The sequence below is a fragment of the uncultured Gimesia sp. genome, from assembly GCF_937910335.1.
Classification (GTDB): Bacteria; Planctomycetota; Planctomycetia; order Planctomycetales; family Planctomycetaceae; genus Gimesia.
This window is the reverse complement of record NZ_CALEMX010000466.1, coordinates 1-13721: the sequence shown is the minus strand read 5'-3', so window position 1 is coordinate 13721 and position 13721 is coordinate 1. Positions and strand designations below refer to the sequence as shown.

Below are 13721 nucleotides of genomic sequence, written 5' to 3'. Positions count from 1 at the left end.
TGTGCGTAGAGGGAGAATATTAAATGCAATCGCTTACCCGACGGATGGCTTTAAAATTGTTTGCCTTGGGAACAACGGTTCTCGGATTGAAGAAGCCGGTATCCGCGACTCAAGAGAAAAATACCAGCAAGTCTTCCGTAGTCGGTCGCTGGAAGAAAACGCATGACCGGGTCTGGCTGGGAGAAGAATTCTGGGCCAATCCGATGGAAGATTGGCGCATAGTAGATGGCGCCGCCGAATGCCAGACAACAGCGGGCAGCCGCAATATTCAACTTGTCACTCATCAACTGACCAACACAAACGCCGGTTTCAATATGTCGGTCCATGTAAGTCAAGTAGAACTCAAACAGCAGGATGGTGGCGTTGGATTTCGCGTGGGTGTAAAAAGCGACTTGAATGAATATCGCAGCAACTGTTTTGCGAAAGGGGGCATCAAGGCGGGTTTGTTAGACGGATCTCTGGTTCTCGGCAATAAGCAAAAAAAATTGGCTCATCCTGTTGATGTTAAAGACTGTGTTTTGACTCTCATTGGAACACTGGAAGGGGAGAAATACAAACTGACTTTGATGGTCTCGGAATCGAATTCTGATAAACCGCTGGGAAGCTTCTCCCAACTATTTCCGCCACAGGCCATGCTGGGAAATATCGCGTTGGTCAGTAACTTCGATCCCCGTTTTAAACGCAAGATCGGAGCCCGCTATCGTTTCAGTGACTGGTCAGTTTCAGGGGACGCGTTCACGGTTTCACCCGAACATAAGTTTGGTCCGATTTTATGGTCCCAGTATACTCTGAGCGATTCACGCAGCGCGGAGGGCTTCGTCATGAAAATCAGTGCGCTCACCGGACCCTTAGGCGAACAGGATAACAAGGATGTCGAACTGCTGATTGAACAGGACGGCGATTGGAAATCGCTGGGAACCGCACCACTGGATACCGACGCCTGGACCGCTACTTTCCGTATTCCCCACTGGAATGAGAAACAGACCACACCATTCAAATTGGTTTATCGGGAAAAACAGACCGATGGTTCAGAGAGTACCAACGAGCGAACCGGCATTATTCGTTCCAACCCCGAAGGAAGACCTTTAAGACTTGGGGCATTAACTTGCCAGAAGGACTACGGATTCCCTTATGAACCCGTGGCGAATAATTTATTGAAAGTCGATCCCGATTTATTGTATTTCTCCGGCGATCAATTGTACGAAGATCATGGTGGTTTCGGCTTGATCCGAGATCCCGCGAAACCAGCGATTCTCAACTACCTCCGTAAATTCTACATGCATGGCTGGGCCTTTGGTGAAGCCATGCGGGACCGTCCCACCCTTTGCATTGCCGATGACCATGATGTGTTCCAGGGAAACATCTGGGGAGAAGGGGGCATGAAAATGACAGAAGGCTCAACTTCCTCGAAAGGCGGCTACCGCGAACCGGCGCGGATGGTCAACGTGGTTCACAAAACCTGTGCCGGACATCATCCTGATTACTTTGATCCAACACCCTGCAAACAAAATATCAGCGTTTATTATGGAGACATGGTTTATGGCGGCGTCGGTTTTGCCATTCTGGGAGATCGGCAATTTAAGAGTGGACCGGAACACGTTGATACGGGAAGTGGCAGAGCAGATCATGTTACCGACCCGAACTTTGATACAGCGAAATTGGATAAACCAGGACTGGAACTGCTAGGTGAGCGACAGGAAAAATTTCTCGAACACTGGTGCAATGACTGGCGGGCACACAACATCAAAGTCTTACTCAGTCAGACTGTCTTTTCCGGAGTTGCCACTCATCATGGCGGTTATAATGGATATCTCAAAGCCGACCTGGATGCCGGCGGTTGGCCTCAGACCGCCCGCAATCGAACGGTTCGTATCCTCCGTAAAGGGATGCCTCTGCATATCAACGGCGATCAGCATTTGACAACACTTTCACAATATGGTGCCGACAAACAGAGAGACAGTTGCTGGTCATTCTGCACTCCCGCGATCTCAGCCGGATATCCCCGCTGGTGGAGACCGGACGAAGTCGACATGACACACGAAAATCGTCCTCAACATGGTCAGGCCAATACGGGCGAATACCTGGACGGTTTCGGCAACAAGGCTTATGTCTACGCGGTCGGAAATCCTGAACCGGGTACGGAAAAGAACCGTTACGATCTGGCACATCAGAAGGGAAGTGGTTTCGGCCTGATCTTGATCGATCCCAAAGAAAAAACCTACACACTCAATTGCTATCGCTTCAAGGTCGATGCCACCGATGGCAAAGCCGCGAATCAATTTACAGGTTGGCCGGTTACCATTCATCAAAAAGAAAATGGTGGAGAGAATTTACTGGGATAATTCTCTAGTTTGTTATAGATTATTCACATCCACGAACTTTCTGTCACAGGGGACGAGTCGATGCTGAGCAGAATTTTCCTGTTTACTGTTCTCATTCTTACAACGACGTCATTCTCACAGGCACAAACGCGTGAAGAAAAAGTGAAGCGAGATCGAGAGCGTGTTCAATCGAGCGGCTACTGGATCTACAACGATCTCGCGCAAGGTTTTGCGCAGGCGAAAAAAACAAACAAACCATTGCTCGTAGTCCTGCGCTGCATTCCCTGTGAGGAATGTGTGAAACTTGATGAAGATCTTATGGAGAAAGATCCTCAGCTTAAGCCATTGATGGATCAGTTTGTGCGAGTCCGGCAGATTTCCACAAACGGATTGGATCTGTCTCTGTTTCAATACGACTATGATCAATCGTTCGCGGTGTTTCTACTGAATGCAGACCGAACCATTTATGGGCGCTTTGGCACTCGCTCACATCATACGCTCTGGTCCGAAGATGTTTCGATAGAAGCGCTCTCGAAAGCAATGCAGGGGGCATTGAAGTTGCATGCAAATTATGACGCGATAAAAGCATCACTCAAAGGTAAGACAGGTAAACGACCCGATGTGGCGTCTCCCGAAAAGTACCCGATGCTGGCTGGAAAATATCGGTCTAAAATCAATGAGAAAAAGGATATCGTCAAGAGTTGTATCCACTGCCATCAAATCGGCGATGCCCAGCGAGATTTCTATTTAAGAGAACAGAAACCGCTTCCCGAACAGATTCTATTTCAGTATCCACACCCCAAAATCCTGGGATTGATTTTGGACCCGAAACGAAAAGCGGTTGTGAAAGAGATTCAACCCAATTCGATTGCAGCGCAGGCCGGTTTTCAGAAGGGCGATGAGATCCTGTCGATAGCGGGACAGCCTCTGCTTTCCATTGCCGATGTCCAATGGGTACTGCATCATGCCAGCGAAAAAGATCAACTGCAGGCCGTCATTGCTCGTCAGGGAAAGCAGCGTCATCTGACGATTGATCTGCCGACAGGCTGGAAGCGAAAGGATGATCTATCCTGGCGAGTCAGCAGTTGGCCCATGCGCAGAATGGTGCTGGGCGGTGCTGTTCTTGAACAGGCGACCAAAGCGCAACGTAAAAATGCCGGGATAACGGCTAAGAACAAAATGGCTCTCAGAATCAGGCGTTTAGGCCAATATGGAGCACATGCCGCTGCAAAAAAAGCAGGTTTTAAAGCAGGTGATGTGATCATTTCATTCGATGGTAAAAATGATCTACTTCGTGAGACAGATATTCTCGCTTACGGTGTCAATGAATTAAAGCCCGGCCAGACAACTGAAGTCACTGTAGTCCGGGGGCAAAAACAGATGCACTTGAAATTACCCCGACAAAAATAATCGACGTTTTCGAATTGGCTTCAACGCCATTTCAGTGTTTTCGTTTTCTGATTCCAGGCATGATTCTCATCATTGGTACGCGTCGTCAGCGTGATGCTATGCGGACTCAGTTTGGCGACCGTCCAGCCTGTAGTCGAGAGAGAACGATTGCCCACATAAGAAGTCGCCGGCGTATTGATAATGTGAATGCCTTGATGCCCGGCGTGACTGCGATGGTGAATATGCCCATGTACATAAGCTTTCACCTGGGGACGCTTTGCTAATATTTCCCAAAGCTCAACCGAGTCGGTTAACCCTCCGGGAAAATGGAGCGGGTCTCCACCCAGACGCGGATTATGATGCGTAACGATAATCGCCGGCTTATCGGCATGCGCATCCAGTGCATTCGCTAACCAGGTTCGTTGTTCTTTGCCCAGCGTTCCCTGTGTTACCATCGTTTTGTGCAGCGAATCGAGCAGAAAAAAGTTTGCGTATTTGGTTTGTACAACAGAAATATGCCGCGATTTGACAGGGGGAGACTCGGGCCGTTCTTCTTTCATCACATCATAAAAAACATCGCGTTCATCGTGATTGCCCAGCGTCAGATGTGTATCGATTTTGGCTTCATGCAGAGGGCGAATCAGTTTGGCGAAATGACGATAATCGCCGGGCTGACCATCTTTTAACGCCAGATCTCCGTTGATCAACACACAGGCGGGTTTCTGTTTCAGATTTGTCAATTCATTGACCACCTGCCTCAAATGGCTGGGAACGGGCGAGTTCTCGGGATGCTTCTCGCCGATATGTGTATCGTTCAAAAGATAAACGATTTCAGATTGTGTTTCATTGGCAAACGCGCCAGTTGAGTAACTCACAAATCCTGCACCTAAAGTGAGCAGGAATTGACGGCGGTTCTGGGCAGGCAAATGAACGGGCATGGCAGGCTCTCACTGATGAAAGAGGGAAGCTGGGATCATTTCAATAATTCAATAGTTTATTTTACAACAGGCCGGGACCAGGCGAAACGGAAACGTCATTTATTTTGTGGGAGAGACTTTTGTGGATCTAGTAAGTGCAATGATTCGCGGCCCATGCGCTCACAAATTCCCAGCGCTTCGGAAAACGGAATATTCATAGGTTCCACGCGATCGGGCGCCATAAAGATCACGAACCCAGACCAGGGATCAGGCGATCCGGGAAGGTAGAGTGAAACAAGAGGCCCCTCTGTCCGTTCGACTTCAAAGGCGACACGTGTGACATCATCAAATCGTACAAGCACGGGAATCATGACAGGTTTGTTGTGATCACCGCCAATACTACCTTTGAGCTGCTCGCGGTAGATCGCATATCGGGGAAACAAAAGAATGAGATTATTTTCGATGAATTTAGACAGCTTTTTGCCAATCGACCAGCGGGCAACCATTCCGGCTGCAAAACACATCAGCAGGACGATGGCAATCGAAATCGCAACCAGCATGGCAATGCCCGAGGGTGTCTTGACGGGAATATATTCCGATAACACACCTGCTAATGACATGACAATCGGAACGACCTGACCAACTAATGCACCGATCACGATCAAGGGCAATAGAAAAATTAACCCCCCAATGGCTGTCGTCTTTAAAAAGCCGAAACTCTTTTTTACATGCTGTGACATGAATCTCTCATCTTTTCCGAAATTGCCGAATTCAATTTGTTCTGAGCGAAACTCTACGTTAACTCTTTCGATCAATAAATCAATTCATGTTATGCGCGTTTGATGTTTTTTAGAATTTACTGGACAACGTTTTCACAAGATCATCTCGGCGTTTCTGAAATGATTGTAGCTTGTCTGCTTGATTCGTTATCTGATTCTGTTTCTCGTAAGGATCGGATTTGAGCTCGAATAAAAATTCTTCACCTGCTTCGTTTTGGATATATTTCCAGTCCCCTTGTCTTAATGCGGTCCAACGCCCACGCTTTAATTCTTTATGCGGTCCGAGCTGCCAGAACAATTCTCTCGGCCCGACAGGCGTTTGCTGAGTAAGCAGGCCGGAAAGATTCTGGCCATCCAGGGTCAATCCGTCCGTGTCAACATTTGCAAAGTGACAGAGACTGGGAAACAAATCAAGAGCCCAGGTGACTTCGTTTGTTTCGCTAGCCGCTGGGATTTTACCCGGCCAGCGCATAATACAGGGAACGCGAATTCCTCCTTCAAACAAGCTGGCTTTAGCCCCCCGAAAGGGAAGGTTACTGCCACCGTAAACATAAGAACCGCCGTGATCTGTCATGAAAATGACCAGAGTATTTTGATCAAGCCCGTTGTTTTTGAGACTCGTCATCACGCGTCCAATGCCATCATCCAGCGCCACGGTCATCGCGGCAAACTCACGCCGGACTTTATCTTGAATGTTCCCTACCCGTTTCAAATCCGAACCTCGGGGCTGCATAATATTGACCGGACTTTGATCACCGGGGGACCAGCCTTTACCAAAGTGAGGGGCATTATAAGACAGGAATAGAAAAAACGGTTTTTCCTTAGTCTCTTGGTTTTTCAAGAAATGTTCTGCTTCTTCCGTGATTAAGTCGGTAGCGTAACCGTTCTCGGAAACGATTCGCTGATTGTGATACCAATCGGGAATATTGCCATACGTCATCGTGAAATAATCGATACATCCGCCGGTATGTCCGCGAAACAGATCAAAGCCGTGGGACGTTGGCAGAAATGCTTTACCGCCGTGCCCCAGGTGCCATTTGCCGATCAAAGCTGTCTGATATCCGTTTTTACGAAGAACTTCCGCGATGGTGGTTTCGCCGGGTTGAATCCCGCGATTTTTATCCACCGGACTCATAAACATCAAAGCGCCCAGTAATTGAACTTGCGAACGACTTGGGTTTCGGCCCGTCAATATTCCAAAACGCGAAGGCGTACATATTGCTGAGGCCGAATAATACTGTCGAAACAGCAAACCCTCTTTCGCCAGCTGATCAATGTTCGGCGTAGGGATTTCGCTGCCGTAACAGCCGACATCATGCATGCCCTGATCGTCAGTAAAAATGATCAAAAAGTTAGGCCGCTCTGCTGCCTGTAAGAAATTCGCAGGAATCACAAATAGAAAAAAGAGAATCAGGAAAATTCGATTGTGACTGAGCATTATGTGTATCTTCCCAACGTGATTCGAGCAGGTCGCCGGACGCTTCTGGCTTACCAATTGTATCTATTTTCGATAGCATCACCCCGAGATGATTATTTGATAATGAAAACAGGAAGTGTTTTTAACTGCGCTCCAATCTGAGGAAAGCCGATATCAGGCAATGATGTCTTTTACGACTTTTCCGCCTTCGACGCCCGTCAGTCGCAATTCCCGCTCACCTTGTTTGAATTTCAATTCGTCATGTTGTAATCCCAGTTGATGAAGAATGGTGGCATGCAGATCGCGGAAATGAACTTTGCCTTCAATGGCCCGTGCGCCAGTAGGGTCTGTCTTTCCGTAAGCCAGACCACGCTTGATACCACCACCTGCCATCCAGAACGTGAAGCCCCGCGCGTTATGGCCAGTCGCGTCTTTCTTGTTTTCCGGCACCAGGCCCGGACGGCCAAACTCGCCTCCCCAGACAACTAGTGTCTCATCCAGCAAACCACGCTGTTCCAGATCTTCCAGTAATGCGGCAATCGGGGCATCCGTCGATTCGCAATTCGCTGTAACGTCAGCACGATGATTTTTGTGCTGGTCCCAGCTGCCGTGATGAAGTTCAATAAATCGAACGCCGGCTTCAGCAAAACGACGTGCCAGTAAACATTGGCGACCGAAGTCCGAATCTTTACAGGTCCCGGCAGTTTTACCCTGGCCGACACGATAGCGTTCCAGAGTCGACTTGGTTTCCTGACTGAGATCGAGCAACTCAGGTGCCGTCATCTGCATCCGAAAACCGAGTTCCATCGATTGAATGACGGCATCCAGTCGGGAATCATCAGGACGAAGCGTGGCATGCTCACGATTCATCGCCTGCACAAAATCCAGTTGGCGACGTTTGACAGAGGTCGGCAAATGATCGCTGTTGATATTGCCAATCGTGGCCGTTGACATATTCGTGGTGTTGAGACCAATCGGAGTGCCCTCATAGATGGGGGGCAGAAACTGACTGGAATAAACGGATGGCTTGGAAGGATACAGACTGATGAATCCGGGAACATTCTGGTTTTCGGTACCCAATCCATAAACGACCCAGGAACCCAGACTGGGGCGCGGACGTAGTCGATCACCGGTATGCAGTTGCAGAAATGCTTGTGCATGGTTCGAGGTATCCGCATGCATGCCATTCAATACACACAATTTGTCGGCGTGTTTCGCGGTTTCCGGCAAGAGTTCTGAAATCCAGAGACCGCTCTCACCATGCTGCGCAAAATTGAAAACCGAGCCTGCATGTTTCTTTTTGCCAGTTTGTGGTTTGAAATCGAATGTATCCAGTTGCGCGGGACCACCACTCATGCAGAGAAAGATCACACGTTTGGCACGAGCGGGAAGCTTCGGTACCTTGGCAGAAAGATTGGCGATGCCAGACGATTCACGGGCAAACGAGTTCTGGCCACATAAGGCCGCCAGCGCCAGATAGCCAAAACCACAAGAGGCGGAACTTAACAGTTCGCGACGTGACATTCCCGGCATAACATTGTTCCTTTGGTTGTGATCGTTTTTCATGTGTCGCTCTTGTCTTTAATCAACATAACGAAATTCATTCGAAGTCAGTAAGGCCTGGCAGAGTGTGGCCCAGACTGTCACACGACGAATTTCTTCCTGGGAAATCTTTGTTTTCAGTTCGGCGTCTACATTCTTAATCAGAGCTAAAGCCCGCTGGAGTTCAGACGACTGTGGAACGCGATTCAACGCCCGACGGTAAACCTGATGTACGCGGTCCGTATCATCCAGGTCAGAGAGCGCCAGAATCTCTTTGGAAAAGAGTTGCGCCTGTGCGATCAGAAACGAACTGTTCATCAGGAATAAACTCTGTGTCGGCAATGTCGTTTCGTTTCGTTTCCCCACAGGTCGTGTCGAGTCGGGCAGGTCAAAGGCTGATAGTTCCGATGGTTCGGCATGACGTAGCATGCAAAGATAAATGCTGCGGTGATTACAGGGCAGATGCAGGTTACCTGCTTTATTAACCATCTCGTCCACATTCGCGATGACTGAGCCCAGGCCCGGTTCTCTGTTAAGCTGACCACTGGCAGACAGAATACTGTCCCTTAACGATTCGGCATCCAGTCGACGTCGATTGTGCCGACAATGGAATATATTCTCGGGGTCTGACTCCCGGATTTGCTCATCACAAAAAGTACTAAGCTGGTACGTTCGGCTCAGCACGATATCACGAATGATTTGTTTGAGGGACCAGCCTTCGGTACGGAAGCGGGTCGCCAGATGATCGAGCAAATCGGGATGGGTGGGGCGTTCGCCATACACGCCAAAATCATCAGGCGTGCGAACCAATGCCTGACCAAACAGATGCTGCCAGATCCGGTTGACCATCACCCGCGAGGTCTGCGGGTGATCTGCAGAGGTAAGCCACGCGGCCAGTTGCAGACGACCACTCGACTTGGCTGTAATTTTAGGAGGCTGTTCGATCTTACAGGCCGATAGAAATCCGCGAGGTACACTGGGACCCAGTTTCTTGGATTCCCCTTTGATATTAATTTTGCAGTCGACCAGCTTTTTCTTTTCACGGACCCCCATTGCCAGCGCTGTGCCGGCAGGGTAGACGTTTTTCGGCTTCTTTTTTCTCGATAAAGTATACTTATCGATTACCGGTTTCGCACCGCTGTCCGGCGGATGAACATAGACGTTCTTCGACTTCAGGACATGCAGGGGAGTTTCCGGCGCTGTTAATGGTTGATTGGCGGCAAAACCCCACATGGTTTCAGTACTGAGGAAAATGCCGGCCAGCGCGTAATAGTCACTGGTAGGAATCGGATCATGTTTATGGTCATGGCAACGCGCACACGCCACGCTAAGCCCCATGATTGCTGTGCTAACCACATCAATCTGATCGTTCACGACATCCATATCAAAATTGACGTTCATCGCTTTTGCCGGTTTCGAACCCAGCGCCAAAAAACCGGTTGCGACCAGCAGTCGGTCGCGTTCTTCGGGAGAATCCGCGGGCAACAGATCTCCGGCAATCTGTTCGGTCAGAAAACGATCGTAAGGCACATTGTTGTTCAAAGCCTGAATGACATAATCACGATACCGCCAGGCATGAGGAAACGTAGGGTTGCGGCTTAAGCCATCATTGCCATTGGATTCGCCATAACGGGCTACATCTAACCAGTGTCGTCCCCAGCGTTCTCCAAAATGTGGTGAAACGAGTAACTCGTCTACCAGAGCAGCGACGGCCCGTTGTTGACGTTGTTGATAATCGGCAATGAATGACTCGACCTGATCTGCAGAGGGGGGAAGGCCGATCAGATCAAAATAGAGACGCCGTACCAGTCTCACCGGAGCAGCATCATGTGTGGGAGTGAATTCAGCAAATTCGATGCGCGAGAGAATAAAATGATCGAGCGGATCATAGCACCAGCTTTCATTTTGCACCAAGGGTAGATCAGGGTGAGCGACCGGCTGAAACGACCAGAGTGCGGGATTCGTGACCGCCGTTTCGATCGTTGGCTTTTTTGCAATCAAAGGGTGATCGATACGCGGATCGGGTACACCCATTTTGACCCAGGTTATAAAATCGTTGATGACAGCTTTGGGAAGCGGTTCGTTCGGCGGCATTTCCAGACCATCGTAACGCAAGGCTTGAATCAGAAGACTTTCTTTCGGCCGCCCTTCCACAAAGGCAGGACCCGATTCGCCTCCGACGCGCATGCCATCACGCGTATCCATGCGGAGCTTGCCTCCCAGTTCCTCTGATTTTGAGGAATGACAGGAATAACATTTCTTGACGAGGACCGGACGAATTTTGTTCTCAAAAAAGGCCCGCTGTTTGGCGTCCATTTTGGAGTGAGCCAATTTACCAGCCGGTTTTTTTGCACCCCAGACCGGTCCCACTGCATAGAACGAGATCGCGATAATCCAACAGGCGACAGAGATCAGGATGGAACATTGACGCATGGCCGACAATTCTTATCTGGAGGGAGCAGTCGTACGCGTTTAGGCAAGAGTTAGTGGACAAGCATAGATCATACTTCGGGGTCACATATAAGTCAACAATCTTAATAATCTTTCGACATCGAAAAGAGCCCAACACTACGATTTTCTCAATACCAGTTTTAACCGTTATATTCTGTTGGTTTAATAGGGTTCGAAATAGAGACAGGATGAGCATCTGGCATACTGTAAACGTTTTCCATTGGAGGCTTGTTTCTGGTACGATTGAATCATCTTAAGCATAGAATTCCAGCAGTGAGTGGCAACATGTTATCCGAGTACGATGTGATTATTGTGGGCGGAGGCGGCAGTGGTCTGGCGGCTGCACTGCGTGCGCTGGAGAAGGGCGCCAGCGTATTGGTTCTCGAAAAACAGCCTCAGCTCGGCGGTACCACCGGCATGGCCATCGGTTCCTTTACGGCCAATGGAACCAGCATGCAGCGCGAAGCCGGAATTGATGACAGCGCTGATGCTCATGAAGAAGATGCCGGGAAATTCGCCATACCGGAAATTGAAAACCAAAGTAATAATGAGTTGCGGCGTTTCTTTCTGGGTCAGACTGCAGAAACACTGGAGTGGCTCCGCGGCATGGGGTTATACTTTCACGGACCCAATCCGGAACCACCCAATCGTGTTCCCCGCATGCACAATATTGTGCCGAATGCGAAAGCTTATATCGCTGCATTCCAATCTCAAATTATGAAGCGGAAAGGAACCATTGTTTGTAATGCGCCGGTGCTCGAACTCATGTCTGATGGGAAACACATCACAGGTGTCGTCGCATCAATTGGCGGAGAACGAAAAGTAATCAGTGCAAAACGGGGCGTTGTCCTGGCAGCAGGAGATTACGCGAATGCACCGGAAATCATCAGTCGTTTTAAAGGTCATCAATTCAAAGCCATTGAAGGCGTCAATCCAAAAGCCTGTGGGGATGGCCATCTCCTCGCAGAACAAGTCGGCGCTTTACTCCTGAATATGGAGATTACTTACGGCCCGGAACTCCGTTTTGTGCCCCCTCCCGGTGATCCTTTTGAACAACTTCTACCCACCAGTGGTCTCCTCGCAAAACTGATGGGACGACTGGTCCCCTACCTGCCACAAGCACTGATCAATTGGCGCATCAAACGACTGCTCTTAACCTGGCAGCACCCCGAAAATTCGTTGTTTGACGACGGAGCGATTTTGGTGAATTCAGAAGGACACCGTTTCTGTAATGAAAAAGATTCGCCGCAACGCGAAATCGCGATCTCCGAGCAGACCGGAAAAGCAGCCTTTATTCTGTTAGATCAACGCATCGCCGCCCACTATAGTCAGTGGCCACATTTTATTTCGACGGCCCCAAAAATTGCATATGCATACGTGAATGATTATCTCAAGTTACGTCCCGATGTCAGCGGCGAAGCCCCTGCATTGCAGGAACTGGCACAACAGCGAAATTTGAACGTCGAACATTTAACCGCAGCCATTGAACAATTCAATCAGTACGCTGCCGGCGAGAAAGCCGATCCCTGTGGACGCACGGGAGATATCCACCCACTGACAGGAAATCGATGGGTTTTACTAGGGCCTGCCAAAGCCTATTTCACAACCACCGAAGGGGGCGTTGCCATCAATCAACGGTTGCAGGCACTCGACGAAAACGAGAACCCGATCCCCGGCTTATACGCCATCGGCTGTAATGGAATGGGCGGACAGGTTCTCTGGGGACACGGCCTGCACATCGCCTGGGCCATTACCAGCGGCCGTCTGGTCGGCGAGTTTCTGGGAAATTCCGAATAAATGCCTCTCAGCTATCCGGATTGTTCGACCCCGGAATGACCTTGGTCAAATCGCGTCCGAGAATCGAAGGGCACCAATGCTCTTCAATGTGTTCGATGATCATTTCCGTGCCTCGGGTATGACTTACATAAGGCCGATCTCGGGGATCATATAATGCATCCGTCAAGTCGCGGCACAGCACCACGTTTTTATTCAGATATCTCATCTGACGAATTCCAAACGGACGACCTAAAACACACATATTGGTATGCACGCCCATGATGACAATGTTCTTTCGTTGTTCCTGTTCCAGAAAATTATAAATCTCCTGCCCGTTCGCGCTGATGACATCGTGACCGATGATTTTGATTGCCGCATGTTGATGCCGGTCCGTATTCTTTTTGTAATTCGCTTCGGGATCATCACAGCCACGAATACTCGATTCGGTAGAGCGCTTGATTGAATCGTCGACCGGGAGCGGAGGTTCTTTCTCGGGATTCAGATAACACCAGCTTTGAATGGGAACAGGTGGTTTTAATAACGCGGCTCTTTTAATTCGGGCGCGAAAAGGAGTATCTTCATAGAGTTCAATTCCACCACTGGGAGCATGAATTATCGCAACGCCATGATCGCGTGCTTCTGAGATCACCCGATTCATCTTCGGTGCCATGCGATCCACCCGCTGCGCTGCCAGCTTACAGGGATGGTCGGCCCACATATCACAAATGATAATGGCGGTTTCCGATGCATTCCATTCTGCAGTTTCATTGATCGGTTTGGCGGGTGACTTCGCTGTGCGTTTTCGCAGTTTGACAGACAGCTTCCCGGGAACGGCAGGAATGCCGCGGGATGTCTCTTTTTTTCCATCTGCCAGCAGCGAACTGAAGGAAGGAACCAGCGAGCCGGCCACGCAACCTTGAAGAACGCGGTTTAAAAATTGACGTCTGTGCGCGAGAGACTCTGTTTGCATGATGGCTCCTGAGAAAATTAGTAAGGAAAATTACAATATGTATTGTGTATTCGCGCGATCAGCAATTCAATCAGAATTGAGTGGAAATTCAACAAGTTACTTGATTCCCGGATTCTGCCGGACTTTTCTTTGCATCCGGCTGCACGCATAATAGATCTG

General features: G+C 49.3%; 9 protein-coding genes. 3 read left to right on the top strand and 6 right to left on the bottom strand.

Features of this window, described 5'->3' with window-relative positions; all coding sequences use genetic code 11:
* The first annotated feature begins 23 nt into the window (after positions 1–23).
* Positions 24–2342, top strand: a complete 2319-nt coding sequence (locus tag Q0668_RS18505) for an alkaline phosphatase D family protein (protein ID WP_298867338.1) — start codon at positions 24–26, stop codon at positions 2340–2342.
* 60 nt (positions 2343–2402) lie between these two features.
* Positions 2403–3731: a Trx7/PDZ domain-containing (seleno)protein gene (locus Q0668_RS18500; protein WP_298867337.1), complete on the top strand. Its 1329-nt coding sequence runs from the start codon at positions 2403–2405 to the stop codon at positions 3729–3731.
* Positions 3732–3751: 20 nt separating this feature from the next.
* Here the strand turns inward: Q0668_RS18500 and Q0668_RS18495 are convergent, their stop codons facing one another.
* From Q0668_RS18495 to Q0668_RS18475, 5 genes are all read right to left on the bottom strand, one after another.
* Positions 3752–4648: a metallophosphoesterase gene (locus Q0668_RS18495; RefSeq protein WP_298867335.1), complete on the bottom strand. Its 897-nt coding sequence runs from the start codon at positions 4646–4648 to the stop codon at positions 3752–3754.
* Positions 4649–4743: 95 nt separating this feature from the next.
* Positions 4744–5367, bottom strand: a complete 624-nt coding sequence (locus Q0668_RS18490; RefSeq protein WP_298867333.1) for a DUF502 domain-containing protein — start codon at positions 5365–5367, stop codon at positions 4744–4746.
* A gap of 109 nt (positions 5368–5476) precedes the next feature.
* Positions 5477–6844, bottom strand: a complete 1368-nt coding sequence (locus Q0668_RS18485) for a sulfatase-like hydrolase/transferase (RefSeq protein ID WP_298867331.1) — start codon at positions 6842–6844, stop codon at positions 5477–5479.
* A 153-nt stretch (positions 6845–6997) separates the two neighbouring features.
* Positions 6998–8356 carry a DUF1501 domain-containing protein gene (locus Q0668_RS18480; RefSeq protein WP_298867329.1) on the bottom strand — a complete coding sequence of 453 codons (1359 nt, stop codon included), beginning with the start codon at positions 8354–8356 and terminating at the stop codon, positions 6998–7000.
* 48 nt (positions 8357–8404) lie between these two features.
* Positions 8405–10798, bottom strand: a complete 2394-nt coding sequence (locus Q0668_RS18475; protein WP_298867327.1) for a PSD1 and planctomycete cytochrome C domain-containing protein — start codon at positions 10796–10798, stop codon at positions 8405–8407.
* Positions 10799–11101: 303 nt separating this feature from the next.
* Here Q0668_RS18475 and Q0668_RS18470 point away from each other — a divergent pair, with 303 nt between their 5' ends.
* Positions 11102–12613, top strand: coding sequence for an FAD-dependent oxidoreductase (locus tag Q0668_RS18470; protein WP_298867325.1), 1512 nt, complete (start codon positions 11102–11104; stop codon positions 12611–12613).
* A gap of 7 nt (positions 12614–12620) precedes the next feature.
* On the opposite strand, the gene Q0668_RS18465 is transcribed toward Q0668_RS18470, so the two are convergent.
* Positions 12621–13562 (bottom strand): isochorismatase family protein, encoded by a 942-nt coding sequence (locus tag Q0668_RS18465; RefSeq protein WP_298867323.1) that lies wholly within the window; start codon positions 13560–13562, stop codon positions 12621–12623.
* Positions 13563–13721: the final 159 nt, after the last annotated feature.

What these genes read in the sequence shown, in the direction of transcription:
- Q0668_RS18505 (WP_298867338.1), top strand. Translation starts at nt 24, where the DNA reads ATGCAATCGCTTACCCGACGGATGGCTTTAAAATTGTTTGCCTTGGGA.
- Q0668_RS18500 (WP_298867337.1), top strand. Translation starts at nt 2,403, where the DNA reads ATGCTGAGCAGAATTTTCCTGTTTACTGTTCTCATTCTTACAACGACG.
- Q0668_RS18495 (WP_298867335.1), bottom strand. Translation starts at nt 4,648, where the DNA reads ATGCCCGTTCATTTGCCTGCCCAGAACCGCCGTCAATTCCTGCTCACT.
- Q0668_RS18490 (WP_298867333.1), bottom strand. Translation starts at nt 5,367, where the DNA reads ATGTCACAGCATGTAAAAAAGAGTTTCGGCTTTTTAAAGACGACAGCC.
- Q0668_RS18485 (WP_298867331.1), bottom strand. Translation starts at nt 6,844, where the DNA reads ATGCTCAGTCACAATCGAATTTTCCTGATTCTCTTTTTTCTATTTGTG.
- Q0668_RS18480 (WP_298867329.1), bottom strand. Translation starts at nt 8,356, where the DNA reads ATGCCGGGAATGTCACGTCGCGAACTGTTAAGTTCCGCCTCTTGTGGT.
- Q0668_RS18475 (WP_298867327.1), bottom strand. Translation starts at nt 10,798, where the DNA reads ATGCGTCAATGTTCCATCCTGATCTCTGTCGCCTGTTGGATTATCGCG.
- Q0668_RS18470 (WP_298867325.1), top strand. Translation starts at nt 11,102, where the DNA reads ATGTTATCCGAGTACGATGTGATTATTGTGGGCGGAGGCGGCAGTGGT.
- Q0668_RS18465 (WP_298867323.1), bottom strand. Translation starts at nt 13,562, where the DNA reads ATGCAAACAGAGTCTCTCGCGCACAGACGTCAATTTTTAAACCGCGTT.